General features: G+C 43.4%; 31 protein-coding genes. 20 read left to right on the top strand and 11 right to left on the bottom strand.

The genetic code is table 11. The features are described 5' to 3' along the window. Positions 1-108: 108 nt before the first annotated feature. Both ACVRYP_RS07325 and argS read right to left on the bottom strand, forming a co-directional pair. Positions 109-981: a hypothetical protein gene (locus ACVRYP_RS07325; protein ID WP_447468082.1), complete on the bottom strand. Its 873-nt coding sequence runs from the start codon at positions 979-981 to the stop codon at positions 109-111. 404 nt (positions 982-1385) lie between these two features. Further along, positions 1386-3077 (bottom strand): arginine--tRNA ligase, encoded by a 1692-nt coding sequence (gene argS, locus ACVRYP_RS07320; RefSeq protein ID WP_447468081.1) that lies wholly within the window; start codon positions 3075-3077, stop codon positions 1386-1388. A gap of 127 nt (positions 3078-3204) precedes the next feature. Between argS and argR the strand changes: the two genes are divergently transcribed. The 6 genes from argR to mutL all read left to right on the top strand — a co-directional run bounded on the left by argR (position 3205) and on the right by mutL (position 10520). Then, positions 3205-3666 carry an arginine repressor gene (gene argR, locus ACVRYP_RS07315; protein WP_447468080.1) on the top strand — a complete coding sequence of 154 codons (462 nt, stop codon included), beginning with the start codon at positions 3205-3207 and terminating at the stop codon, positions 3664-3666. A gap of 20 nt (positions 3667-3686) precedes the next feature. Beyond that, the gene (gene mutS, locus ACVRYP_RS07310; RefSeq protein ID WP_447468079.1) at positions 3687-6233 is read left to right on the top strand and encodes a DNA mismatch repair protein MutS; all 2547 of its coding nucleotides are present in this window, start codon (positions 3687-3689) and stop codon (positions 6231-6233) included. Between the two features lie 195 nt (positions 6234-6428). Continuing rightward, a complete protein-coding gene (locus tag ACVRYP_RS07305) occupies positions 6429-7334 on the top strand; it encodes a C39 family peptidase (protein ID WP_447468078.1) in 906 nt (301 codons plus the stop codon). Between the two features lie 238 nt (positions 7335-7572). Beyond that, a complete protein-coding gene (locus ACVRYP_RS07300) occupies positions 7573-8016 on the top strand; it encodes a LytTR family DNA-binding domain-containing protein (RefSeq protein ID WP_447468077.1) in 444 nt (147 codons plus the stop codon). Continuing rightward, a complete protein-coding gene (locus tag ACVRYP_RS07295; RefSeq protein ID WP_447468076.1) occupies positions 8013-8459 on the top strand; it encodes a DUF3021 domain-containing protein in 447 nt (148 codons plus the stop codon). The genes ACVRYP_RS07300 and ACVRYP_RS07295 overlap by 4 nt, the downstream gene beginning before the upstream one ends. 96 nt (positions 8460-8555) lie before the next feature. Beyond that, positions 8556-10520, top strand: a complete 1965-nt coding sequence (mutL, locus tag ACVRYP_RS07290) for a DNA mismatch repair endonuclease MutL (RefSeq protein ID WP_447468075.1) — start codon at positions 8556-8558, stop codon at positions 10518-10520. A gap of 36 nt (positions 10521-10556) precedes the next feature. Here the strand turns inward: mutL and ACVRYP_RS07285 are convergent, their stop codons facing one another. The 3 genes from ACVRYP_RS07285 to relB all read right to left on the bottom strand — a co-directional run bounded on the left by ACVRYP_RS07285 (position 10557) and on the right by relB (position 11542). Then, positions 10557-10808: an RDD family protein gene (locus ACVRYP_RS07285; RefSeq protein ID WP_447468074.1), complete on the bottom strand. Its 252-nt coding sequence runs from the start codon at positions 10806-10808 to the stop codon at positions 10557-10559. 109 nt (positions 10809-10917) lie between these two features. After that, the gene (locus ACVRYP_RS07280) at positions 10918-11073 is read right to left on the bottom strand and encodes a hypothetical protein (RefSeq protein WP_447468073.1); all 156 of its coding nucleotides are present in this window, start codon (positions 11071-11073) and stop codon (positions 10918-10920) included. Next, complete coding sequence (gene relB / locus ACVRYP_RS07275; protein WP_447468072.1) at positions 11066-11542, bottom strand: type II toxin-antitoxin system RelB family anti-toxin; 477 nt, start codon at positions 11540-11542, stop codon at positions 11066-11068. Before relB ends, ACVRYP_RS07280 begins: the two co-directional genes overlap by 8 nt. 222 nt (positions 11543-11764) lie before the next feature. On the opposite strand from relB, the gene ruvA reads away from it, so the two are divergent. From ruvA to rpsI, 12 genes are all read left to right on the top strand, one after another. Beyond that, on the top strand, positions 11765-12358 hold the full coding sequence (ruvA, locus tag ACVRYP_RS07270) for a Holliday junction branch migration protein RuvA (RefSeq protein ID WP_447468071.1): 594 nt from the start codon (positions 11765-11767) through the stop codon (positions 12356-12358). 333 nt (positions 12359-12691) lie between these two features. After that, complete coding sequence (locus ACVRYP_RS07265; protein WP_447468070.1) at positions 12692-13252, top strand: DNA-3-methyladenine glycosylase I; 561 nt, start codon at positions 12692-12694, stop codon at positions 13250-13252. Between the two features lie 95 nt (positions 13253-13347). Further along, positions 13348-14604 carry a competence/damage-inducible protein A gene (locus tag ACVRYP_RS07260; RefSeq protein ID WP_447468069.1) on the top strand — a complete coding sequence of 419 codons (1257 nt, stop codon included), beginning with the start codon at positions 13348-13350 and terminating at the stop codon, positions 14602-14604. 48 nt (positions 14605-14652) lie between these two features. Beyond that, entirely contained in the window at positions 14653-15795 is a 1143-nt protein-coding gene (gene recA, locus ACVRYP_RS07255) for a recombinase RecA (RefSeq protein ID WP_447468068.1), read from the top strand. Between the two features lie 83 nt (positions 15796-15878). Then, on the top strand, positions 15879-16277 hold the full coding sequence (gene spx, locus ACVRYP_RS07250) for a transcriptional regulator Spx (protein ID WP_307121819.1): 399 nt from the start codon (positions 15879-15881) through the stop codon (positions 16275-16277). 126 nt (positions 16278-16403) lie between these two features. Then, entirely contained in the window at positions 16404-16946 is a 543-nt protein-coding gene (locus ACVRYP_RS07245; RefSeq protein WP_447468067.1) for an SP0191 family lipoprotein, read from the top strand. 105 nt (positions 16947-17051) lie between these two features. Continuing rightward, on the top strand, positions 17052-17318 hold the full coding sequence (locus ACVRYP_RS07240) for an IreB family regulatory phosphoprotein (protein ID WP_307121821.1): 267 nt from the start codon (positions 17052-17054) through the stop codon (positions 17316-17318). After that, a complete protein-coding gene (gene ruvX, locus ACVRYP_RS07235; protein WP_447468066.1) occupies positions 17318-17737 on the top strand; it encodes a Holliday junction resolvase RuvX in 420 nt (139 codons plus the stop codon). Before ACVRYP_RS07240 ends, ruvX begins: the two co-directional genes overlap by 1 nt. A gap of 28 nt (positions 17738-17765) precedes the next feature. Beyond that, positions 17766-18080, top strand: a complete 315-nt coding sequence (locus ACVRYP_RS07230; protein ID WP_447468065.1) for a DUF1292 domain-containing protein — start codon at positions 17766-17768, stop codon at positions 18078-18080. Between the two features lie 135 nt (positions 18081-18215). Beyond that, the gene (locus ACVRYP_RS07225; protein WP_447468064.1) at positions 18216-18686 is read left to right on the top strand and encodes a sigma-70 RNA polymerase sigma factor region 4 domain-containing protein; all 471 of its coding nucleotides are present in this window, start codon (positions 18216-18218) and stop codon (positions 18684-18686) included. A gap of 257 nt (positions 18687-18943) precedes the next feature. Next, on the top strand, positions 18944-19390 hold the full coding sequence (gene rplM, locus ACVRYP_RS07220) for a 50S ribosomal protein L13 (RefSeq protein WP_307122738.1): 447 nt from the start codon (positions 18944-18946) through the stop codon (positions 19388-19390). Positions 19391-19409: 19 nt separating this feature from the next. Then, positions 19410-19802, top strand: coding sequence for a 30S ribosomal protein S9 (gene rpsI, locus ACVRYP_RS07215; protein ID WP_018374018.1), 393 nt, complete (start codon positions 19410-19412; stop codon positions 19800-19802). 88 nt (positions 19803-19890) lie between these two features. Here the strand turns inward: rpsI and ACVRYP_RS07210 are convergent, their stop codons facing one another. After that, entirely contained in the window at positions 19891-20118 is a 228-nt protein-coding gene (locus tag ACVRYP_RS07210) for a Fic family protein (RefSeq protein ID WP_447468101.1), read from the bottom strand. Positions 20119-20225: 107 nt separating this feature from the next. On the opposite strand from ACVRYP_RS07210, the gene rpoE reads away from it, so the two are divergent. Both rpoE and rpsD read left to right on the top strand, forming a co-directional pair. Then, positions 20226-20810, top strand: a complete 585-nt coding sequence (rpoE, locus tag ACVRYP_RS07205) for a DNA-directed RNA polymerase subunit delta (RefSeq protein WP_447468063.1) — start codon at positions 20226-20228, stop codon at positions 20808-20810. 265 nt (positions 20811-21075) lie between these two features. After that, the gene (rpsD, locus tag ACVRYP_RS07200; protein ID WP_307122735.1) at positions 21076-21687 is read left to right on the top strand and encodes a 30S ribosomal protein S4; all 612 of its coding nucleotides are present in this window, start codon (positions 21076-21078) and stop codon (positions 21685-21687) included. A 156-nt stretch (positions 21688-21843) separates the two neighbouring features. Here rpsD and ACVRYP_RS07195 read toward each other — a convergent pair whose 3' ends face one another. The 5 genes from ACVRYP_RS07195 to ACVRYP_RS07175 form a co-directional block, all read right to left on the bottom strand. Further along, positions 21844-23007 carry a tyrosine-type recombinase/integrase gene (locus ACVRYP_RS07195; RefSeq protein ID WP_447468062.1) on the bottom strand — a complete coding sequence of 388 codons (1164 nt, stop codon included), beginning with the start codon at positions 23005-23007 and terminating at the stop codon, positions 21844-21846. A gap of 176 nt (positions 23008-23183) precedes the next feature. Then, positions 23184-24179 carry a virulence RhuM family protein gene (locus ACVRYP_RS07190; RefSeq protein WP_447468061.1) on the bottom strand — a complete coding sequence of 332 codons (996 nt, stop codon included), beginning with the start codon at positions 24177-24179 and terminating at the stop codon, positions 23184-23186. 175 nt (positions 24180-24354) lie between these two features. Beyond that, positions 24355-25173, bottom strand: coding sequence for a kinetochore Spc7 family protein (locus ACVRYP_RS07185; protein ID WP_447468060.1), 819 nt, complete (start codon positions 25171-25173; stop codon positions 24355-24357). A gap of 59 nt (positions 25174-25232) precedes the next feature. Next, positions 25233-25436, bottom strand: a complete 204-nt coding sequence (locus tag ACVRYP_RS07180; protein WP_447468059.1) for a hypothetical protein — start codon at positions 25434-25436, stop codon at positions 25233-25235. 86 nt (positions 25437-25522) lie between these two features. Continuing rightward, positions 25523-26182: a helix-turn-helix domain-containing protein gene (locus ACVRYP_RS07175; protein ID WP_447468058.1), complete on the bottom strand. Its 660-nt coding sequence runs from the start codon at positions 26180-26182 to the stop codon at positions 25523-25525. Positions 26183-26262 lie beyond the last annotated feature (80 nt).

Here is a 26262-nt window from a genome sequence, read left to right as displayed (position 1 = left end):
TGGGTAACCCCGCATGGAGATTATGGAGCCTTTTAAAGGTAAAAAGACCTTGCCCTTTATTTGTAGACAAAGTCTTTCTTATTTTTGAATGATTATTGAATGAGGTTCCTATTGGCCTGAGTAGGCTTCTAGCATTAACGTATTGAACTCCTCTTCAGTTAGAATATCTTCTGCTGTAGGGGCCATTGGCTCTTGATAGTCTTTTTTCGTGAAGGTCATGCTGATTTTGATAGTGTCTTCTTTGTTTTCGGCAGAGAACAGATCCATTAAGAGTTTTCCATTGTCCTTCTTATCCAACGTGATGTTAAAGATGGAATCTGGAGAGAGAGATTCTGTGGCAGTCTCTAATTGTTCTTGGATATCCGCAGCTTGCTTTTTGGTTTCTTCATCCCCTTTTTCAGCTGCTTTTTCAACCAAAGCAATAAGGTCATTCAAGGTCAGGGTCAAAGTGACATCATCCCCATCCTTGGTAAATTTTTTCTCGTCCAATTCTTTGTAAAGAGCTGCATTAGCCTGATTATTAGGCGTATAATCACTTAACTTTGGAATTTCCGGCATCGATTGTCCTAATAATTCTTGGGCATCGATGTATTTTCCATCCAAAGCAGTTGTCGTGATACCGGAAAGAGATGTGAAAGTTGCAGCATTCATGTAGAGGTTATCACCTGCATAAATAACTTCCACTTGAGAAAGGGAAGGATTAACAGCAGATAAATCAAGCAAAATAGTAGCCAATCCCTTTTCCAGATCTTGGGAAATAGTGGCATCAATCTGTTTTCCAATAAAGGATTCGAACGATGTAGCGATACCAGTTGCATCACTAGAAGTCACATCATCCATTTTTATTTTGTAATCATAAGAAGTCTGTTTTTGAGACTGTTGAGACTCCACTCGCGTAAGAAATTCATCCTTTGCCGTTTGGCCACAAGCTGCCAATACAAATAGCAAGGGGATATAAAAGAAAAGTAGCATCTTTTTCATAATCTGCGCCTCCTTAAAGCGTTTTCTATATTATATCACAATTCTTTTACGATAGTGAATAAGAGCACAAAGAATGGTTCCGAAGAATTAACTAAAACAATTAAAAATCACTATTTACTAAAGGAGTAAATAGTGACGCTTCTGATTACGAGCTTGCTTCCCAAAGGTCTTTAATCACTTCTTTAACAAGGGCTAGTTGTCGCATAGGGTGACTGGTAGCTACCACGGCAGATATGGGTGTTGATTTGCAGGTCTTCTGGCAGGTTTCCACAGTCGTGTTGTTAACAGAGGGGAAACTTTCCCGAAGGAAGTCTTTTTCCACTTGAGCAAGAGTTTCAAGGGATAGACTTGATTATTTAGAGAACAAAACCATCCCTTGCTAACGAGCGAGAGATGGTTTTACTTTACATCTCATTTGGAGCATCGACGCCGAGGAGGCGGAGGCTCTCTTTGAGGATTAGGCCTGTTGCGTAAGCGAGGGCTAAGCGGCTGTCGCGTTCTGAACTGTCATCCAAAATACGGGTATGGGCGTAGAACTTGTTGAAGGCCTGAGCTAGGTTTATCGCATATTTAGCGATGATAGATGGCTCGAAGTTATTGGCTGCCCGCTGTACAGTAGCTCCGAATGCCTGAAGAAGCGTGAGGATATCCCAGCTTTCAGCATCATCCAGGCTATAGGATTGGGTCGCATCTGGTGTAAAGTCTGCTTTTCTCAGGATAGATTGAATGCGGGCATGGGCATACTGAACGTAAGGGCCGGTCTCGCCTTCGAAGGAGACCATGGCTTCAAGGTCAAAGTCATAACCGTTATTGCGGTCCGTTTTAAGGTCGTAAAACTTGATGGCACCAACCCCAACGGCGTGAGCCACCGCTTCTTTGTCGGTTAAGTTAGGATTTTTGGCATCAATCTGGGCCTGAGCGCGGGTAATGGCTTCTTGGAGTGTGGGCTCAAGAAGAATGACATTGCCTTTGCGGGTCGAGAGTTTTGCACCGCCCTTGGTCACAAGGCCAAAGGAGACGTGAGTGATGTCATCGCTCCAATCATAACCCATTTCTTTTAAGACAGCCTTGAGCTGCTTAAAGTGGGCAGCTTGTTCTTGACCTACTACGTAGATGGATTTCGCGAAATCATAGTGACGTTTACGGTAGAGAGCAGCAGCGATGTCTCGAGTAATGTAAAGCGTCGCACCGTCTGATTTTTTGATGAGGGCAGGATGCTCGATGCCATACTTAGTCAAATCAACGACCTGAGCCCCTTTGGACTCGGTTAGGAGATTTTTTTTAGTCAACAACTCAACGACTTCATCCATCTTATCATTGTAGAAGGCTTCCCCATTTAGACTGTCGAAAGTGACGTTCATTTGTTGGTAGATACGGTCAAACTCAACCAAGCTTTCATCACGGAACCATTGCCAAAGCTCAAGCGCCTCAGCATCACCATCTTCCAGTTTTCGAAACCAAGCACGCGCCTCGTCATCATATTCAGGATGGTCTTTAACCTCATCATTAATGCGGACATAAAGCTTAAGTAACTCGCTGATTGGATTAGCTTCAACGGCAGCCTTGTCTCCCCAGAGCTTATAGGCCACAATCAAAAGACCAAACTGTTTGCCCCAGTCACCAAGATGGTTGACCTTGACGGTCTTGTAGCCAATTTTTTGAAAAATATTAGATAGGGCATCCCCGATAACGGTTGACCGTAAGTGACCTACTGAGAAAGGCTTAGCGATGTTGGGCGACGAAAGGTCGATGACCACGTTTTGCCCTTGACCAAGATCTGACTGGCCATAATCAGCTCCCAAAGCAATGACGTCCTTTAGAATTTGGCTTGATACTGCCGTCTTATCAAGGAAAAAATTCACATAAGGTCCAGTAGCAACAACCTTGCTGAAGCCTGTCGCATCAATCTTTTCAGCAATGTCGCTTGCGATAGCTTGAGGGGCTTTACGCTCGACCTTGGCCAGAGAAAAGGCAGGAAAGGCAATGTCTCCAAGGTCGGCGGATTTTGGTTTTTCAAGTAAATTGAGGATAGCTGATTCGTCTAGGCTAGGAAGGATGGCAGCCAGACTTTTTGCAGCTTGTAACTTAGAATCCATGGTAGGTCTCCTTTTAAATGTCTTCCTTCCTATTCTAACACAAAATCAAGGGAATTCCGCCTGTAATGATGAAAAATTCCCATGTTTTTGGTATAATCTTGCATAAGAAAAGGAATTGGAGAAACCCATGAAAAAACGAGACCGGCATAAAGCCATTAAGGAAATGGTTCGCACGCGTCACCTGTCAACGCAAAGAGAAATTCAAGAAGGCCTTGAAGAAAAAGGCTTTGAGGTCACTCAGACAACCTTATCGAGAGACTTGAGAGAACTAGGCCTAATTAAGACGAGAGACAGGGGAGAATCCTATTATATTTTACCAGAGCACCAAGAAGGGGATGACTTTATTCAGTTATTAGCCACTTATGTCTTGAAGATGGAACGGGCAAGTTTTACCCTTGTCATGCATACCCGTTTAGGTGAAGCAGGAGTGACCTCTAATGTGATTGATGAGGCTAGACCGTATGAAATTTTGGGGACCGTCGCAGGAGCAGACACAGTCATTGCGATCTGCCGAGATGAGGCTGCTGCCCAAGCCATTGAATCTAAACTCAAGGCTTACCAAGTAATCTATGCCCCAGCAGATGAGTAGGCGAAACGAGGAGTTGAGTCATGACAACTGAAAAACTTTCCCCAGGCATGCAGCAGTATCTGGATATTAAAGCAGATTATCCAGATGCTTTTTTGCTGTTTCGCATGGGCGATTTTTATGAGCTATTTTACGATGATGCTGTAGAGGCAGCTCAGATTTTAGAGTTGACCTTGACCAGTCGCAATAAAAATGCGGACAACCCCATCCCTATGGCAGGTGTGCCCTATCATTCGGCCCAGACTTATATCGATACCTTGGTGGAACTCGGCCATAAGGTAGCTATTGCTGAGCAAATGGAAGACCCTAAGACCGCTGTGGGCGTTGTCAAGCGGGCGGTAGTCCAAGTGATCACGCCTGGGACAGTCGCAGACTCCAGCAAGCTGGATAGCGATAACAACTTTTTGATTGCCCTTGATCAGTTAGGTAACACCTATGGTCTGGCATACATGGATGTGGTCACAGGAGATTTCTATGTGACGGAAATGGCTGATTTAGCGAGCGCAACAGGAGAAATTCGCAACCTTCGTGCTCGGGAAGTGGTCTTGGGCTTTGAGCTTGACGAAGAGACTCAACAAGTCCTCTCTGGCCAGATGAACTTGCTCTTGTCTCCTCAAAAAGACGCCCTTATAGAAAGTCCCTTAATCGACCAGCACTTGACAGTCCTCGAAAAACAAGTAGCCGGCAAGCTCCTTGCCTATGTGGCTAGGACTCAGTTGCGGGAGTTGAGCCACCTTAAGCCTGTTCGTCCTTATCAAGTCCGTGATGTCTTGCAGATGGACTATGCGACCAAGTCAAGTTTAGATCTGTTAGAAAACGCAAGGACCGGTAAAAAGCATGGCAGTCTCTTCTGGTTGATGGATGAGACGAAAACAGCCATGGGCATGCGCCTCCTGCGGGCTTGGCTGGATCGACCCCTGATCGATCGCCAGCAGATAGAATACCGACAGGCTATTGTTCAGGTTCTGATGGACGCTTTTATCGAGCGAGCGGACTTAGTGGAAGCCCTAAAAGGGGTCTATGATATTGAGCGCTTGGCCAGCCGAGTATCTTTTGGCAAGTCAACACCCAAGGACCTCTTGCAACTGGGCCAGACCCTTGGCCACGTCCCAGCCATACGTGCCATTTTAGAAGGCTTGGACCAACCTGTCCTAGACCAGCTCGTAGGCCGTTTGGACGCTCTTCCTGAACTCCACGCCCTTATCACCGCAGCCATTGACCCTGATGCTCCCCTAGTTATCACAGAAGGTGGGATTATCAAGACTGGCTTTGACGAGACCTTAGATAAGTACCGGGTCATCATGCGAGATGGTGCGGCTTGGATTGCGGAGCTTGAGGCCAAGGAACGAGAAGCGACCGGGATTACTAACCTCAAGATCGATTACAATCGTAAGGATGGCTACTATTTCCACGTGACCAATTCTCAATTGGGACATGTGCCCAATCATTTCTTCCGCAAGGCGACCTTGAAAAACTCCGAGCGCTACGGGACAGAAGCCTTGACCAGCCTTGAGCGGGATATCCTGGAAGCGCGGGAGCAGTCTGCCTCTCTTGAGTATGAAATCTTTATGCGCCTGCGCCAGGAGGTGGCCAAGTACATCCAACGCTTGCAAGACCTGGCGCAAGCCATTGCGACGGTCGATGTTCTCCAGAGCTTGGCTGAAGTGGCCGAGCAGCAACACTTGGTTAAACCGACCTTTACAGCTAACCGTGTTCTTGATATTGTCAATGGCCGGCACGCGGTGGTTGAAAAGGTCATGGGGGCGCAAAGTTATGTGCCCAACCATATCCAGATGGACGAAGCGACAGCGATTCAACTCATCACTGGGCCAAACATGAGCGGAAAGTCGACCTATATGCGTCAGTTGGCCATCATTGTCATTCTGGCCCAGATTGGTTCCTACGTGCCGGCTGAAAGGGCCACTCTGCCTATTTTTGACGCCATCTTTACCCGCATCGGCGCGGCCGATGACTTGGTCAGCGGTCAGTCGACCTTTATGGTGGAGATGATGGAGGCCAATAAGGCCATCAGACTAGCAACAGAAAACTCCCTCATTCTCTTTGACGAGTTGGGTCGTGGGACAGCAACTTATGATGGCATGGCTCTGGCCCAAGCCATCATCGAGCATATCCATGACAAGGTCGGGGCCAAGACCCTCTTTGCGACCCACTACCACGAATTGACCAGCCTCAGCGAGCAGCTGGAGCACTTGGTCAATGTCCATGTGGCCACCTTGGAGAAGTCTGGTCAGGTGACTTTCCTCCATAAGATTGCCCAAGGCCCAGCAGATAAATCCTACGGGATTCATGTGGCTAAGATTGCTGGGTTACCGGACAACTTGCTCGCTAGAGCCGATCATATCCTGACCCAATTAGAGCAACATGCAGCCCAGATTGCGGTCGATCAGGAGGAGACGCCTAGAACTGTTCACGAAACCAGGGAGCAGCTGGACCTCTTTACGGCAGCAGAGAGTCATCCGGTTCTCACCCGTCTCGGCCAGCTCAACCTCAATACCATGACACCGATGGAGGCCATGATGGCCTTGGCTGAGTTGCAGAAAGAACTCTAATATTATAGAAAGACTGAACGCTTGTTCAGCCTTTTTTGAGTTGATTTCCGCCAGAAACATCCCTTTTATTGGCCCTCTATTTTTGAAAAAACGTTGGTTTTGTAAGTCTAAAGTTTGTGATCAAAACCACTAGATTTTCCGTTTTTGGGATGATATAATTAAGGTGAAAGCGCTTTACATAAGGAGGTATTTAAGATGTCCCGTAAACTGTTAAAAACGTTAGCTTTGGGTGTCGGTTTGTTAGGTGTCGTCCTGTTGGCAGCTTGTGGTGGTACGACTAAACAGAGGACTCAGAATAAAGCAGCTGAGCAAAAAGTTGAAACTTCAACTGCTAAAAATCAAGAAAAGCACTCTAAGGCTTTGAAAACAACGGAGTCACAGACCTCTGTGTCTTCTAGCGAACAAGTAAGTAGCCAGAGTTCATCTGTTACCCACCCTCAAGAAGTGTCACAGTCTGAGAGTAAGCCGTCGGTCTTGGTACCAGTGGAAGAAGATAAATCGCATAGACAAGAAAGAGTGAGTGAAAATTCTCCCCTAACTGAGGGACAAAAACACATGCTTCAGGTTACCCCTCAAGTTCAGCGCGCTTGGAATTTATGTGCGCCAACATCAGTCAGCATGATTTTATCTTATAGAGGTGTTTCCGTTAGTCAAGAAGAGTTGGCTATTGAGATGGGGACGGATGAATCTTTTGGGACCCATAACGCTAATGCTATCCGTGCCCTTAATAAGCATTTATTCGGTTATGAAGCGCCGGCTAGTGATCAAGCTGGTTATCGTCTAGCAGCGGTCACCACAGCCGACCCGCAATCAGAAGAAATGCGGCTCTTTAAGGAGCGCCTGAAGCAAAACATAGCTGATGGGTATCCGATGTATTATACTTTCGACAATGCTCGCATCTACTCAAATAGCTCTGGGGAACATAATGTGACTGGGATAGGGTATCAGTTGACAGCAGATGGCTCTGATATTGCTTATATTTACTACCTAGACCCGTCTTATCATCAACAGGATCCTCTATACGGAGGTCTCAAAAAAATTACACCACAAGAATTATTTCATGCCATGTTAACCTGTGTGGAACCTAACTATGCGTGGTAAATCAATTGGAAACTGACAATCCTCTAGAGGATGATTGCGATAAAAAGTAAATTGACTTGTATAAACAAAGACTGAACACCTGTTCAGTCTTTGTTTTGCCATCTAGCCTGACCGTCTGACCACATAGCGCCTAAAACAGACCACATGGCCAAACCCTATTGAAAACTTTATGGAAAAAGGGTTTAATAGACTTAGAAAGATATCTCAATCCATTGATTAAGGAAAGGGAGGAGAAAAGGTGAAACTCACATTAAATATCTCAGATCAGGTCTTAGAAGATGCTGTCACTGTTGATGCCAAGACTTACACAGAACAAGTTGCTCAACTTGTCGATTTTATTAAAGGATTGGACATCAAAGCAGAACGTCTCAAGGCAAAGAGAGGAGAAGAAGTCTACTTGCTGGACTGGGAGGACATTTATCGTCTGGTTATCGAAGACAAGGTGGTTCATGTCAAGACAGCCAAGCAAGACTTTACCACCGCTTATCGTCTTTATCAAGTCAAGGAAATCTTGCCAGCAGATTTTTTACAGATTTCCCAATCGGAAATCATTAATCTCAAGCAGTTGGACCATTTGCAGATGACACCAAATGGTTTAGTCAAACTCATTCTTAAAAACGGAGATGTCACCTATTCATCTCGTCGTTATCTCAGATCTATTAAGGAGGCTTTAACACTATGAAAAAATACATCTTATCAGGCGCTCTGGGCGTTACTATCGGCGCTATCGTTTCGATCATCATGTCAGCTATCTTTGGTCAGGGAGTGTACCTCCCAATCAACCCCTTTTCAGTAGCAGGCGCTTATTACCAAGCACATTTTAGCCCTGTAGTTGTGATGGCTATTGTTGTAACCATCTGGTTTGTCATTGGACTACTTTTTCAAGCGGCTGACCTTGTCTTCGAGCAGGATTGGAGCTTATTGAAGATGAGTGTGACTCATTTCAGTGTTACAGTTATCGGTTTCACCGGCCTAGGTTTTTTGGCAGGCTGGTTGCCGCTCAACCTTGCCGCTCTTCTCCTCTTCTGGCTCATCTTTATTGCTATTTATGCTGCTATTTATGTCATCAATTACCGTCAGATGAAAAACAGTGTGGACAACATCAACCGGAATCTCAAATCCTAAGAAGCGCCCAAATCAGGGCGTTTTTCTGTAGGAGCATCTTTTGTGGTATAATGGTTAAACGATTAAAACTTTAAAAAATATCACGAAAGGAGCCTTATGACTATTGTTTCTAAAATTATTGAGTTGCCGGAAATTCTGGCCAACCAGATTGCGGCTGGTGAAGTCATCGAACGACCAGCCAGTGTTGTCAAAGAATTAGTCGAAAATGCCATTGATGCGGGGTCTAATCAGATTACTGTCACCATCGAGGAAGCTGGTTTGTCCCTAATCAAGGTCACAGATAACGGTGAAGGCATGTCTAATGAAGACGCCAAGCTCAGTATCCGTCGCCATGCCACCTCTAAGATTAAGTCCCAGGCCGACCTCTTTCGCATTCGGACCTTAGGGTTCAGGGGTGAAGCCTTACCCTCTATTGCCTCAGTCAGTCAGTTAACCATTGAGACGGCACCAGCTGGTGAGGGTCAAGGAAGTCTGATTATTACTAAAGGGGGAAAAGTTGAGCAGGAAGAGACCATCAGTCGCCCTCAAGGGACAACCGTTACGGTTGAAAACCTCTTTTTCAATACTCCTGCTAGGCTAAAATATATCCGAAGCCAGCAAGCAGAGCTATCCCACATCGTTGATGTCATCAACCGCCTCAGTTTGGCCCATCCAGAAATTGCCTTTAGTCTGGTTAATGATGGCAATGAATTGACCAAGACAGCAGGCTCTGGCCAGCTCCGTCAAGCCATTGCTGGTGTTTACGGACTGGTCACAGCCAAAAAAATGGTCGAGATTGCCAAATCCGACCTTGATTTTGAAGTGTCTGGCTATGTCTCTCTGCCTGAGTTGACACGGGCCAATCGCAACTATATTACGATTTTAGTTAACGGCCGTTACATCAAAAATTTTTTGCTGAACCGTGCCATTATTGATGGTTACGGCTCCAAGCTCATGGTTGGGCGCTTCCCCATTGCGGTTATTGATATTCAGATTGACCCCTATCTAGCCGATGTCAATGTCCACCCGACTAAGCAGGAGGTTCGGATTTCCAAGGAGCGAGAGCTGATGACGCTTATTACTGAGGCGATTGCAGAAGCCCTCAAGTCGCAAGACCTAATTCCTGACGCTCTGGAAAATTTGGCTAAATCTACCACCCGAAACCTGCCAAAACCTGAGCAGACGACTCTTCCCCTTAAGGAGAGCACCCTTTACTATGATACGACGAGGCAAGATTTCTTTGTCAAGCCTGTGGCGGACAGCTCCCAAGTCGCAGAGGAGAGAGCTCCTTTACAAGACCTGGACAGCTCTGTCAAATCGGAGACGTTGCCCTCTGAAACGCCATCACCACGGATTAAATTTGCTCAGCGCAGTCAAAAGGAAGAGACGGACTTCGACCATCCAGAGCTCAACCATAAAGAGCTGGAAAAGGCCCTTGTCAAACTCGAAAACGAAGAAAAATCCACCTTCCCTGAACTAGAATACTTTGGCCAAATGCATGGCACCTACCTCTTTGCTCAAGGTCATGGCGGGCTTTACATTATCGACCAGCATGCTGCTCAGGAGCGGGTCAAGTACGAGTATTATCGGGAAAAAATCGGCGAGGTTGACAGTTCCCAGCAACAGCTCCTCGTGCCCTATATCTTTGAATTTCCAGCTAATGACATGCTTCTCCTTAAGGAACGCATGGGCAGTCTTAGAGAGATAGGGATTCATTTAGAAGAGTACGGAGTCAACCAGTTTATCTTGCGTGAGCATCCGATTTGGTTCCAGGAAGATGAGATTGAGTCAGCGGTTTACGAGATGTGTGACATGCTTCTCTTGACCAAGGAGGTCTCCATCAAGCGCTACCGGGCAGAGTTGGCGATCATGATGTCTTGTAAACGCAGCATCAAAGCCAATCACAAGTTGGATGACTATTCTGCCCGTAACTTGTTAGTACAGCTGAGCCAGTGCGACAACCCCTATAACTGCCCCCACGGCCGACCCGTTCTTGTCAACTTCACCAAGTCCGACATGGAAAAAATGTTCCGCCGGATCCAAGAAAACCATACGAGTTTGAGGGAATTAGGAAAATATTGATTTGATTTCAACTAAAAAAACTGGTTTGACCAGCTTTTAGTTGACTAGTTGCACCTGTGTTCTGGCTAACAAATCTCCCAAGTGGCGTTTGTCTTTTCTAAGTAGTGCCATTAAGGTAATGGTCGTTAGGAGAGTTAGAGAAAATACATTGAGAACCATAGCCATTAAGTCAAAGCGCTCTTTAAAAACGACGTGTATCGTTGCCATGTGTCCAAACTGCCAAGGAAGGAACTTAAGAACATTGCGTAAGAGGGCACTGCTCAGGCGATTGCTTCCTCTGTAAACCACCTGTAAACCTGCTCTGCGTTTTCCCTAAGAACCGCCATGGCAATAGTCTTGATAGGTAAAAAAAGAGTGTAATGGGAAGGACAGATGTAAAGGTGACAAGGGCTTGCGATTAACTCTCAGTATAGAAGGGCATTCGCTTTAAAAAGAGGAAAATATAGGTGAGGTTAACTGCTAGTAACACCAATAAATAGGCGCAGATTAGCAGGTAGTCCCAAAGGAGTGCCTGCAGACGTTTTTGGATAGGTATAGGATTATTGCTAATCATGATGCTCCCCTCTTTCCTGTTCTAGATATTCTTTTTTAAGGTTAATGGCTTTTTTGATCGCCGTGAGACTAGCGACGAGTAAAACAAAGACTAACCAACCGATTTTGGCATCAAAACCATGCATACCACCAAACCACCAATAGATAAAGAAGGAAGTTGTGAAAATATAGGTAATCTCTAGGAAAGTCAGTTTCTTAACAGTCTTTTTATAGATAGGTGGCAGAGGCTGAGCTTCTGTAGTTTGAGTCGCCTGACTTACCTGATGATTCTCTATATGATCTAGCAAAAGGTAGTCAGTTGTCACATTAAAGACCCTACTGAGTTCGACGATTTTATCAATTTCAGGTTGGCTTTGGCCCGATTCCCACTTGGAAATACTCTGGCGCGACAGGTTGAGTTGATCGGCTAATTGTTCTTGAGAGAGGCCCGCTTCTTTCCTGAGGTTAAAAATCTTTTCTGCTAGAGTCATGAATAGCTCCTTTGTCGTGTAACGTACCTTTATTGTATTATAAGCTAGAGTCCTGTTCCAGCAAGCATAGTGGGCAATTTGTCAACCCATGGTTGCGTTTTAAGTAGCAAAAAAATGCCCCTCAAAATCGACGGATAGGAAAAAAGTTTCGACCCAGCTATGCTTACTTGTCTTAAAAGCAAGAACCTGTGATATACTAGAACCATTACAAAAGGAGTTAGCATGTACGATTATATCAAAGGACTATTAACCAAAATCACGGCTAAATACATCGTTGTTGAAGCAGGCGGGCTAGGCTATCTCATTAGCGTGGCCAATCCCTATGCCTATTCTGGACAACTCAATCAGGACCTCAAAGTGTATCTGCATCAGGTTGTCCGCGAGGATGCCCACAGCCTTTATGGCTTTAAAGATGAGGACGAAAAAGCCCTCTTTTTGAATCTGATTTCGGTCTCAGGAATCGGTCCTACCTCAGCCTTGGCCATTATTGCGGCGGATGACAATGCAGGGCTTGTCCGTGCTATTGATGAGAAAAATATTACCTACTTGACTAAGTTTCCAAAGATTGGTAAGAAAACAGCCCAACAAATGGTCCTGGACCTTGAAGGAAAAATTGTGAGTATCTCAGACCATGCACCAAGCAAAGCTGTTTCAGTTGCTTCATCAGACAATCACGCTTTGGACGAAGCTATGGAGGCTATGGAGGCCCTCGGATACAAAGCCAAAGAACTCAAGAAAATCAAAACCTTCTTTGAAGGCACAAATGATACCGCTGAAAACTACATCAAACAAGCCCTTAAAATGCTGATGAAGTAAGATGTGGGAGCGTTAAAAATCCATTTGAAAATAATCGGTTGCCGACGGAAGACTTGCGTCCTAGAAGGCCGATTATTTTCACGAGGATTTTAGCTCTAACTCAGTTTCGTAAGATACAAAGGGCGCTAAGCGAACAAAGTGAAATTAGGCATTTTGACGCTGAGCCATTTGGCTCTAGGAGAAATGGTCTATTTCACTTTGTTCGTAGCCCGTGTTCCGTTTTCGAGGTTAACACGTCCAAAAAAACTTGATTTTTATGAAGATTTTGGCTTAGTTCCCAATTACCAGTAATCGGCTATTTGCCTATTTCTTTTTATCAGCAAAGGAGATTTTATGCCTAACCGTTGTTCTTGGGTCAAAGAATCAAACCCACTTTACGTCGCCTATCACGATGAAGAATGGGGACAGCCCCTCCATGACGAGCGGGCTCTCTTTGAATTGCTCTGCCTAGAAACCTATCAAGCAGGCCTTTCCTGGGAAACGATTCTCAATAAGCGGGTTGCTTTTAAGCAGGCCTTTCATGATTACGACTACCGTAAGGTAGCGGCATTATCGGATAATGAATTGGAAGACATCCTGAAAAATCCAGCTATCGTCCGTAATCGCCTCAAAATTTTTGCGACACGAGCCAATGCTCAAGCCTTTCTCAAGGTGCAGAAGGAGTTTGGGTCTTTCAAGGATTACCTGTGGGCCTTTGTCGATGGTCAGCCGATTGTCAATACCGTCCACGATTATCGAGAAGCACCAGCCAAGACAGCCTTATCTGAGGCGATTTCCAAGGACCTTAAAAAACGTGGCTTTAAGTTCACAGGTCCGGTCTGTGTCTATTCCTACCTTCAGGCGGCAGGCCTGGTCAATGACCACGAAGAGAGCTGTGTTTACAAGTACAGGTAAACAAACCCACATCAGTAAGCCACGCCAAAGTAGCCTAATGGCTCCTTTTTTTGGTAAAATGATAGGAAAACTACGAATAAGAAAGTAGGTCATCTATGAAAGCGGAAGTGATCGCAGTAGGGACAGAGATTTTGACCGGTCAAATCGTCAATACCAATGCCCAGTTCTTATCAGAAAAGTTTGCTCAGATTGGAGTCGACGTCTTTTACCATGTGGCCGTTGGAGATAATGAAGGTCGTCTGATGGCGACCTTGGAAACCGCTAAAAAGCGAAGCGACTTGGTGGTCTTGTGTGGAGGTTTAGGCCCCACAGACGATGACCTGACCAAGCAAGTATTGGCCCAATTTTTAGGCAGGGACCTTGTTTTTGATCCCAAGGCCGTCGCTAAGTTGGATGCCTTTTTTGCGAGCCGACCAGCTAGTTCCAGAACCCCCAATAATGAACGCCAGGCTCAAATTGTTGAGGGTTCTACCCCGCTTTTCAATCATACAGGACTTGCAGTTGGAGGGCTTATTACCCAAGACGGTGTAACCTACGTGGTACTCCCTGGGCCGCCGAGCGAGCTCAAACCTATGGTAACAAAGGAATTAATACCTTTATTAGACAGTGAGGGCCAACAGCTCTATTCTCGTGTTCTTCGCTTTTTTGGCATGGGTGAAAGTCAGCTAGTGACTATTCTAGCTGACGTGATTGCCCAGCAGACAGACCCGACTTTGGCCCCTTACGCTAAGACTGGGGAGGTCACACTCCGCTTGTCGACCAAGGCGACTAGTCAAGCAGAAGCTGATGCCAAGCTAGACCAACTGGAAGAGACCATCTTGTCTCGTGGCCAGTTGCGGGAGTTTCTCTATGGCTATGGGGACGCTAATAGTTTAGAGCGCGTGGTTTTTGATCTTCTGAAAAATCAGGGCAAGACCCTGACAGCAGCTGAAAGTTTAACAGCTGGCCTCTTCCAAGCCACTTTGGCCAATTTTTCGGGTGCTTCTGAGGTCTTTAAAGGTGGCTTTGTCACTTATAGTCTGGACCAAAAAGCTCGGCTGTTGCAGATTGCTCGCGAAGACCTTGAAAGGCATGGGGTGGTTTCTGAGGCTACGGCTTGTGCCATGGCTGAGCAGGCTAGAAAGCTGACGGGCAGTGACTACGGCGTGTCATTGACAGGTGTTGCTGGTCCAGATAGTCTAGAAGGCCATCCTGTAGGCACTGTGTTTATCGGCTTATCCTCCGCTTCAGAAACCAAAGCCTACCAGGTCCGAATCGGAGGACGTAGCCGGCAGGACATTCGGCAGATCGCCTGCATGCACGCCTTTAACCTAGTACGACAAACTTTGTTAACTGGCGAAAATTTGGTATAATAGAAAGATAGAAATGTCCCAGAGACATTTAGAAATAGGAGACATATTTTGGCAAAAAAACCAGGAAAAAAATTAGACGAAATCACTAAAAAATTTGGTGACGAACGTAAAAAAGCCCTCGACGATGCCCTAAAAACCATTGAAAAAGACTTTGGTAAAGGAGCGATTATGCGTCTGGGTGAGCGCGCTGAACAAAAAGTACAAGTCATGAGCTCAGGCTCGCTGGCGCTCGATATCGCCCTCGGCGCAGGCGGCTATCCAAAAGGCCGTATCGTCGAAATTTACGGACCAGAATCATCTGGTAAGACAACCGTCGCCCTTCATGCCGTTGCTCAGTGTCAAAAAGAAGGTGGTATTGCAGCCTTTATCGATGCGGAGCACGCCCTTGACCCCCTCTATGCTCAAGCATTGGGTGTTAACATCGATGAGTTGCTCTTGTCTCAGCCTGATTCAGGGGAACAAGGTCTTGAAATCGCAGGCAAATTGATTGACTCTGGTGCGGTGGACCTCGTGGTTATCGACTCGGTTGCAGCCCTCGTGCCACGTGCTGAAATCGATGGCGACATCGGTGACAGCCACGTTGGTTTGCAGGCCCGTATGATGAGCCAAGCTATGCGTAAACTCGGTGCCTCTATTAACAAAACGAAGACCATCGCTATCTTTATTAACCAATTGCGTGAAAAAGTCGGCGTCATGTTTGGTAACCCTGAAACCACCCCAGGTGGACGCGCCCTTAAGTTCTACGCCTCTGTTCGTCTTGATGTTCGTGGAACAACTCAAATCAAAGGGACAGGTGATCAGAAAGACCAAAATGTTGGTAAAGAAACCAAGATTAAGGTCGTGAAAAACAAGGTGGCGCCACCGTTTAAAGAAGCTTTTGTGGAAATCATGTATGGTGAAGGGATCTCTCAAACCGGTGAGCTAGTGAAAATCGCTAGCGACCTTGATATCATCAAGAAATCTGGCGCCTGGTTCTCTTATAACGATGAAAAAATCGGGCAAGGTTCTGAAAACGCTAAGAAATTCCTTAAGGAAAATCCAGAAATTTTTGCAGAAATTGATAGGAAAGTTCGGGTTCATTATGGCTTGATCGAAGGTAGTGACCAGCCAGAAACCGTGCCAATTCAGGAAGAATCAGCGCTAACTGAAGAAGTAACTCTTGATCTGGATGCTATCGAAATTGAAGAATAATTGAAAATAGGTCTTCCGACGGATGGCAAATTGTGGTATACTAGGTATAATACTAGTATCATACAGAGCAAAGGAGCTACTACATGATCAAGATTTATACTGTATCGAGTTGCACCAGCTGTAAAAAAGCCAAAACGTGGTTAAACGCCCATCATCTCCCGTATAAAGAACACAACCTTGGCAAAGAATCGATTACAAAAGCAGAAATTCTTGAAATTTTATCTAAAACAGAAAATGGCATTGCTTCCATTGTTTCCTCTAAAAACCGCTATGCCAAAGGTTTAGGGGTTGACATTGAAGACCTTAGTGTTAACGAAGTGATTGACATCATCACCGAAAACCCAAGAATTCTAAAAAGCCCTATCCTCATCGATACCAAGCGATTGCAAGTGGGATATAAAGAAGACGATATTCGTGCCTTTTTACCGCGAGCTGTGCGTAATGTTGAAAATGCCCAAGCCCGTCTAAGAGCTGCACTTTAAGGTGCTTACGATTTAAAAGAATTGACAGAGATCCTTTTGGGTCTCTTTTTTAGGCCTCGCTTCCAGACTCTCTTGTCAAAAAATAGGCAAAATGCTATACTAAGTGAAATAGGATGAGGTGATAAAATGGGAAAAATGAAAGGGCTTGTGCTTCTGCTTGTGATGGTCTTACTTGTTGGATGTGGCACCAAAAATGAGGCTAAAGAGACGGCAACTACTAGCGAAGTGGCTGAAGAACAAGTGGTGAAAACCCAGTCTTTCGAACTTGAAATGGCCAATGGTCAGATTCAGGAGCAGACTGTAATTTATAAGGGTGAGAAACTTCAAAAAGTTATTTTAAGAAATGAGTTACAACCAACGCCAGAGATTACCGATGCGATCAATGGCCTTGGCGTTGAAGAAACCAAGAGGTTATTAGGCGAATCCATGGCTGAAGACCCTGCCTATCAAGAACTTGGACAAATTGAAGGTCTGGCCTATGAACTGCAAAGCACGGATGACAACGAATTGATCTTACAGTTTACGCTGGATGTTCCCAATCTTGATGCGGATGCCTTAGGCCGGTCAGAGATTTTTCAGGGTTCGGGGCTTGCTGATCTGGATAATCTCAAGGCAAAGGAGTACTTAAAACGTTTAGAAGCCTATGGCGCAAAACCAGTAACGCCTTAGGGAAAAGAGGTGCAGAAAGCTGTGAAAAAAGTGGCAAATAGTTGTGAAAATCGCTAAAATCGGTTAAAATAAAAGGAAGAGTTGAAGTAGAAAGAAGGTGTAACGATGGGATTTACTGATGAAACAGTTCGTTTTAATCTTGACGATACAAATAAGAAAGAAATTAGCGAAACCTTGACAACTGTCTATCGTTCCTTGGATGAGAAAGGCTATAACCCGATTAATCAAATCGTGGGTTATGTGTTGAGTGGCGACCCGGCCTATGTTCCACGTTACAATGACGCACGGAATCAAATTCGTAAGTATGAGCGGGATGAAATCGTTGAGGAGTTGGTTCGCTTCTATCTCAATGGTCATGGAATCGATATCTAATGCGGATTATAGGATTAGATGTTGGCTCAAAGACGGTTGGTGTAGCAGTCTCAGATCCCTTGGGCTTTACTGCTCAAGGACTTGAAATTATCCCAATTGATGAGGCTAAGGGCGAATTTGGTCTGGATCGATTGGCTGAATTGCTGACGCAGTATCAGGTGACAAAGGTTGTCATCGGCTTACCCAAAAATATGAATAACTCTGAAGGCCCCCGTGTTGAAGCGTCTAGGGCCTATGGAGAGTTAGTGACAGAACGGTTTGCTATACCTGTGGCTTATCAGGATGAACGCCTGACCACCGTAGCTGCTGAGCGGATGTTAGTCGAGCAGGCAGATCTTAGCCGAGGCAAACGCAAAAAAGTGATTGATAAATTGGCAGCCCAGTTGATTTTACAAAATTACCTTGATCGCCATTTTTAACCCCTACTTATCAGAAAAGGAGAACTTTATGACACATAATCACGATCATGATCATAACCACGACGAACGCGAATTAATTACACTTGTTGATGAAAATGGCAACGAAACCCTCTTTGAAATCTTGTTGACGATTGATGGTCAAGAAGAATTCGGAAAAAACTATGTCCTCTTGATTCCAGCATCTGCTGTTGAAGACGAGGATGGCGAAGTTGAAATCCAAGCTTATTCATTTACGGAAAACGAAGATGGAACAGAAGGCGACCTTCAACCGATCCCTGAAGACGCAACTGCTGAATGGGATATGATTGAAGAAGTCTTTAACAGTTTCTTAGACGAAGAATAACAAAAAAATCTCGAGGACAGGAGTTCTCGAGATTTTTTGACCACTTAAGACGGAAAACGAACCGTTTATGAAATTCGTCCCACGGTCTGCTTTCAATCGTCTACAATACTCCTAACACTAAAAAAGGAGTATATGATGGAGTTTAAAATGATTTATCAAAAGGTGGCCCCAATTGTCCACAGGACCCGTAAGGATTATTACATTCAACTTTGGGAACAAGAGGACTGGGACCAGGAAGGCATGTTGGTTTTATCCCAGCTTCTAGAAAGCTGCCCTGGCATTGAAGATAATGATGGGGAGTTGTTCCGCTTTTTTAAAACCAAGTTTCGCAATTACGTCCTTGACATGCTACGCAAACAAGAAAGTGACAAACGCAAACTCAACCGCCAAAATTATGAAGAAGTCAGTGACGTGGCCCATAAACTCTATGTTCGAGAAATGGCCATGGCTGATCAGATTATCCTAAGGGATATGCTGGCTCAGTATCGAAAGCATTTAACACTAGAAAAACAGGACCAATTTGACCGCTTGATGGGGGGAGAGACCTTCCGAGGCAAAAAAGAGATGCTAAGGGACTTGAAGAGCTACCTCAAGGACTTTGGCTAAGTTTACCTGTTCCTTTCCAAAGTTAAGGCAAAAGGGTAAACTATTCTTTAGGATAAATGGGTTTGTAACAGCTTTCCTTAAACTTTTAGGGAAATTTCAAAAATATCAGCTCGAAGCACTTGCTTTGGGCTTTGTTTTTTGGTATGATATAAGACGGTATTGTTTACCCCATTTGAAAGGCCCCGGAACCTTCAAATACCCTGTGGACCGGAACATCCACCTGTAAACAAAAACGATTTGATATAATAGGAGAAATCATGAACAAAACTACATTTATGGCTAAACCAGGCCAAGTAGAACGCAAATGGTATGTTGTTGACGCTACTGATGTCCCACTTGGACGTTTGTCAGCAGTGGTTGCAAGCGTACTTCGCGGTAAAAACAAGCCAACTTTCACACCACACACAGATACAGGTGACTTCGTTATCGTTATCAACGCTGAAAAAGTGAAATTGACTGGTAAAAAAGCAACTGACAAAATCTACTACACTCACTCAATGCACCCAGGTGGTTTGAAATCTATCTCTGCTGGTGAGTTGCGTTCTAAAAACGCTGTTCGTTTGATCGAAAAATCAGTTAAAGGGATGTTGCCACACAACACTTTAGGTCGTGCACAAGGCATGAAACTTAAAGTATTTGTAGGCGCTGAGCACACTCACGCTGCACAACAACCAGAAGTACTTGATATTTCAGGTCTTATCTAAGGAAAGGAACGAATAGAACATGGCACAAGCACAATATACAGGTACTGGTCGTCGTAAAAATGCGGTAGCTCGCGTACGTTTGGTTCCAGGTACTGGTAAAATTACGGTTAACAAAAAAGATGTTGAAGAGTACATCCCACACGCAGACTTGCGTTTGGTCATCAACCAACCATTTGCAGTGACTTCTACGGAAGGTTCATACGACGTTTTCGTAAACGTAAACGGTGGTGGTTACGGTGGTCAATCAGGTGCGATCCGTCACGGTATCGCGCGTGCGCTTCTTGAAGTAGACCCAGACTTCCGCGATTCACTCAAACGCGCTGGTCTTCTTACACGTGACGCTCGTATGGTTGAGCGGAAAAAACCAGGTCTTAAGAAAGCTCGTAAAGCGAGTCAATTTAGTAAACGTTAATCTGGATTCAGATTATCGGTTACATCAGCATTCCTCGGTTTGGGGGATGCTTTTTTGATACTAAATGACGCCACAATTGATATATCTGTTACAACTTAGTCGCTTGAAGATATGGCTGCAGGTGTTCAAAGAACTTTCCGTCCATGTATAACTGATAAACATCTTCATCCACTTCAGGTGCAATTTGACCTATGTACCCTTTAGAAAGTGCTAGTACACGGCTGATTTCTCTTTGAGTGCGACCATTCCCTTCTATAAAAGGGTGTAAGCAGTTTGACCTATAAAAATAGGCGAGATATAAGATTGATGTGCTGATGAGGGTAGATGGGTCGGTCTGCCTTAGATGTTTAAAAATCAGCCAAGCCTTTGACTATTTGCGACTTTTAGCGTAAAATAGAGAAGAACAAGATTAAGGAGCCAAAGATGGAATTTGAAGTATTTGCTGGCCAGGACAAGGCTGAATTGTCAATGATTGAGGTGGCGCGTGCGATTTTAGAAGCGCGTGGTCGTGATAACGAGATGTATTTTAATGATTTGGTAGATGAGATTCAAAACTACTTGGGACGGTCTAATAGTGAAATCCGTGAAGTCCTACCAAATTTTTACACGGATCTTAATGTTGACGGGTCATTTATCCCACTAGGTGAAAACAAGTGGGGCCTTCGTTCATGGTACGCTATCGATGAAATTGACGAAGAAGTCATCACCCTTGAAGAAGACGACGAAGATGGGGCACCGAAACGCAAGAAGAAGCGGGTCAATGCCTTTATGGATGGTGATGAAGACGCTATCGATTATAACGATGATGATCCTGAGGATGAAGAAGATGATGGTGCTTCTAGCGAGTATGACGAGGAAAATCCTGACGATGAGAAGGATGAAGTGGAGTCTTACGACGCCGAATTAAATGAAATCATTACCGATGATGACATTGAAGAAGATGTTGAAATCACTGAAGAAGACGATGACGACTATACCGATGAAGAGGGAGAGGCTGAGGATCAATAAAACTATTAAGTTAAGGTTTAGGAGAAGCTATTAGCCTTCTTCTGGTCTCAAACGAAATAAAAAGAGGAAAAGCCTTGCCATAGGTTTTTTTTCGTGCTATAATACTCTTTGTGTGAAATAACAGCAGCTTGATATGAAGCTCGTCAACAGATTCTCTGAAAAACCAGTAACCTTGGCTGTTTAGGCGAAGGGTATCTGCACGAATCAGGATTAAGTAAATCGTTATTTCCTCAACTATATTTTATTTAGAGGAGGACTTGATAACATGTCACGTTATACAGGACCATCATGGAAACAATCTCGTCGCCTTGGCTTGTCTCTTACAGGCACAGGTAAAGAATTAGCACGTCGTAACTACGTACCAGGACAACACGGACCAAACAACCGTTCTAAATTGTCTGAATACGGTTTGCAATTGGCTGAAAAGCAAAAATTGCGTTTCTCTTACGGGTTAGGTGAGAAACAATTCCGTAACTTGTTCGTACAAGCGACTAAAATCAAAGAAGGAACTCTTGGTTTCAACTTCATGCTCTTGCTTGAGCGTCGTTTGGACAATGTTGTTTACCGTCTTGGCCTTGCGACGACTCGTCGTCAAGCACGTCAATTCGTAAACCACGGCCACATCCTTGTTGACGGCAAACGCGTTGATATCCCATCATACCGCGTTGAAGTTGGTCAAGTGATCTCAGTTCGTGAAAAATCTGCTAAAGTTCCAGCTATCCTTGAAGCAGTTGAAGCAACTCTTGGACGTCCAGCTTTCGTATCTTTCGATGCTGAAAAATTGGAAGGAACACTTTCTCGCTTGCCAGAACGCGATGAAATCAACCCAGAAATCAACGAAGCCCTTGTCGTAGAATTCTACAACAAAATGTTGTAATATTTTCTTAAAGGTTATAGGCTTGAACGCCTTGATATTAAGCACTTTGGAGCGTTATTCCAAGGTGCTTTTTTTGTTTTTACTACCCTTTTAGTTACCCTAAAGCTAATTTTTGTATAGTAATAGGGTAGCCCTAAAATGGGTCACCCTTATCATTTATAAATTGCTGATAGCTGTTTCAAAGATTGAGACAGCTTTTTTAGCGCCTTCTTGTGTGGCGTGAACGTAGGTATTTAAAGTCATAGAGATATTGGAGTGGCCTAGCCTATATTGCAAGTCTTTGGCCTCTATGCCAGCATATAGCATGATAGTAGCGTGTGTATGGCGGAATCCATGGAAACTAATATCAGGAACACCAGCACGCTTGAAATGCTTTTGTAGCCTCTTTCTTAAGTTGCAGGCATAAGCGTATTTTGTGGTAAAGACAGAAAACACTACTTTTTCAGCACGACCGAGCTTCATAGCTTCTAATCTTTGCCGTTTTTGGTATTGCTTCAGCAATAGTACTGTGGCTTTGTCAATCTCAATATCTCTGAGCCCTGACTTTGATTTTGGTGAATTGGTTTCTTGGTATCGATTGAGAGTTTTCGTAACACTAACGGTACCATGCTTTAGGTCAATATCAGACCATTCAAGGGCCAAAACTTCACCGATACGGCAACCAGTGGCCAGGAGAAATTTGTAGAGCATAATATCAAATAGGTTTTCATAGTCTGACTGATCCAGGCTATCAAGATAATTCAAGAACTGTTTCAACTCCTGATTACTGAAGTATTTGATTTTATCCTCTTTTTGCCTTTGTTTTCGTGGCACGATAACATCACGGGCTGGGTTATGCTGGATTACTTGCATAGTCACGCCATACTGAAGTATACGGCGATTGATATTGTTGAGAAAGCTGTAGTTTGCATAAGCCCCTTTAACGCCTTTATTAGCCCTGTCAGCCCATTTGTTGACCTGTTGCTGGATTACTGGAGTAGTTAACTTATCGAGCCTGTAATCGCCAAATACGGGCAAAATATGAAGCCTTACAATGCCCTCCATAGATTGCTGGGAGTTTGGCTTAATGGTATTCTTGTAACTATCCCACCAGAGCGCAACCAGTTCTCTATATGTGGTTACGGTTGGTTTTGCTTTAACCGTGTGGCCATTACTAGCAAAAGCATTGATGGCCTCCCTAGCCTTAATCTTAACGCCCTTTTTGGAGTTGGCTGTAACTGTCGTACGAGCTTTTTTACCAGTCGCTTGGTCAATACCTAGATAGACACTAGCACGGTACACAGTGGTACCATTTTTCTTTTTGTATTCTGTAATATTCATGATCATACCTTTCTAACTATCAGTAAGCAAGTATGGGATTTAGTTAGGTATTTATGAATATTAGGGTTTATGTGGTGCTGAGGGTTACGAGAACAGCCTTATTTGCGTTTATTTTGGATAAGACGGAATTATATGTGGTCAATCGTTAAAATGCGAATACGGAGCTTATATGGGCTTTATTTGTCTGCCAGTCGTTTGAGTTGTTGCTCAAAGTCAGAGTTTATTTTTTGGGTTTTATTAAAAAGTTTATATTCTGATTTAGCTTTATCTTTAGCAGTCTTGGAAGTGATTTTTCCATGTCCTTTTAAAACTTCGTATTCTTGGAAGGTCAAAAAACGGTCAATGCTATCAGCTAATTGTTGCATGGTCTGGGCATTTCGTTGCTCTATCTGTCGCTCTAGGTAATCAAAATAGCTGGATATGCTACGCTCTAGTGATCGGATTTCTGTTTCTGTTAGGTAGTTTTTAGCCACTAGGGTATCAGATTGTAAAATCCGTCCGCTGGGTGAATTGGTCCAAGTGGTTAAACCCATATTTTCTTTGGTATGGTCAGCCTTGGAGTAGATGATTTCTGCTGCTGTTTGGCCAGTGATGGCGTAATGAAACTTATTCTGAACAGTAGCATAAAATTGCTTTGTCAGTTGGCTTTCTGGGTCGTAATCGATGGAGATTTCTGCAAAAATATCTGTTATCTGTAACCATATACGGCGTTCGCTAGCACGGATTGACCGAACGCGTTCGAGCAACTCACGGAAATAATCTTTTTCAAGAAGGTTGGTTCCCTGCTTTAGACGATCGTCATCCATGGCAAAGCCTTTAATCATGTACTCACGCAGTACGGAAGTGGCCCACTGTCTGAAGCGCGTGGCCTTTTGAGAATTGACGCGGTAGCCTACTGAAATAATGGCATCTAAGTTGTAATAGTCAACCTGTCTGATAACTTCTCTAGGGCCCTCAAGTTGAACTGTTTCCATTTTGGAAATAGTTGCTCTTTCTTCTAATTCGCCTTCCTCAAAGATGTTTTTTAAGTGCTTGCTGATCGCAGGGACTCCAACATCAAACAGACGGGCCATTTCTTTCTGACTAGCCCAAATAGTTTCACCGCGAATAATCACGCTAGCGGTTTCTTGACTATTGTCAGCTGTATAGATTAAGAATTGTAATTCGTTCATGAGGGCCTTTCTAAAATTATCGTTTACAGTTTTGTTGGCGTCAACAAAATTGGTAGGTATAACCTTTACTAGGTCAGCGGACTTAATGAAGCATGAGGGAAACGCGCGCATAAATTTGAACAAACTTGAAACGGACTTCAGCAAGTCTGTTTTAAGCTATGGTTTACAGAGATGCTTATTTTAATTCAATCAATTTATTATATATATTCTCAGTTAACGCTGTTTGTTGACTTGCTGTAAGATGTCTTGAGGTTCTAATCACTAAAGTACCATAAACATAATGAGAACCAGGGTTTAAGAAACCTTGCCCATCAAATGCGCTTAAGTATGTGTTGCGTGCTTCAGCTTCATCAGGAGTTTTATAAACTTCAATATTACCACCAGCGTCTGTTCCTTTAGCTACAACGTCCACACCGTCAACAACTTCAGCCACTTGGTTATCTGAAAAATAGATTGACGCCGTATAACCACCCTGTTTATTGAGGTTTCCGTTTGGATCGTTGTCTTCGGTTACTGATTGAACGCCTATGACTGTATCAATTTCTTTTAAGCGTTCTTCTACAAAATCTTTACTTGGATTAGTAATTTGTGCTAGTTGATTAATACTGTTTGTATATGCTTCAGAGTCCTCTGTTAGGCTTTGGATAGTTTCTGAATAATCGAGTGGTTGATTAAGTGCTTTTGTTTGCTCTTTAATCTCCTCAGTTTTTTCAGCTATTTCGGGAATCTCTCTTAAATCACTTTTAGCTTTATCTACCGAGGTTTTTAATTTGTTTAAAGTTTCATCATCGAGTGGCTGTTGATTAGAAGCAATGAGTTTTTGAGCCTCATCAATGTTCTCCTGTAGTGTTTCATTTTTTGATTGAATTACTTCAACCGCTTTATTAAAGTCAGTTATTGCCTCTTGATGAGGGACATAACTTAAAAAATAATAAGAAGTACCAATACCGATAATTAGTAGACCAACTAATAAAGCAACAATTTTCTTTTTCATTTTCGTTTTCTCCTTTATGAGTACAGTTTTAGTATGCAAGTAACAATTCCACGCGCCAATCAGTCGCTTATTCTGGTAAAGCTATGTGTCTTACCGATACGACGGATTTTCTTATCTATATTTCCAGTAGAGGCTTTTATAAATTCATCTTCAGTTACGTCCTGGTATTGGTGTATCAGGCCTGAAATATACTCCACTTCCAAGATGTCATTTTCCCAACCTATGGCTTTGACCATTCTGGCTGTTACATTTTTACGGTTCATTAGATTGTATTCCTATCGGCGCGTGGTTTTAATTTCGAATAAGTAACTTAACTGAATTATATGTAGGGGAGATAGAGAGAATAAGACTAAAAGGGAATATCAGATTTATAGTCATCAATTTTTGAACTAACCACAATCTGAATATTTTTATCTAAAAGTTGATCAACATGACCCGAAGAATTCTTTGCAAAAATAAATTCTTCTTTGAAGTTTTTTATCAGCTCATCTTTTATATTTTTTCCAACTACTTGAAGCAAGTCGGTAGTAAAGATATTTTGAAAATTGCTTGGTAGTTTAGTGAATTTTTCGTAAGTTTCTTTATTTTGTTTTATCAATGAAGCTTTTACGGTTACCATTTCTACTAGATGATAATTCTTTTTAATTTCATTAAGCTCAATGGGGTTATCTGGCTTATTAGTATTTATATGGAATTCAAAGTCTACTTTGTATTCTAGTGTAGCAACAGGTCTATCTCTATCTAAAATTTTAATAAATGTGAATGTATTTCCACTATCTTCATCACTAAAATATCTTATTTCATAATCTATTGGGGAATAGTCAAAGAATTCATTCGAAGTAACCCCTAAAGTATTACAAATTTTATTGACAGTTTCGTAATCAACCTGTTTTGATTTATTTGAAGTTATTTTAGAAATAGTTGATTGTGCAATGCCAGTATCACTCGCTAAACGTGCACCACTCATTGATCTCTCAGCCAATAATATGGCCAATCTATTTATTAACATAATTCCACCTCTTTTTATCAATTATAGCGTAAGCGCTAATAAAAGTAAACTATAAAATAATAATTTAAGTGTTGACAATA

Source organism: Streptococcus rifensis (genome assembly GCF_053203525.1).
Note: the sequence above shows the minus strand (reverse complement) of the source record. Positions and strands in the feature narration are given on the sequence as shown.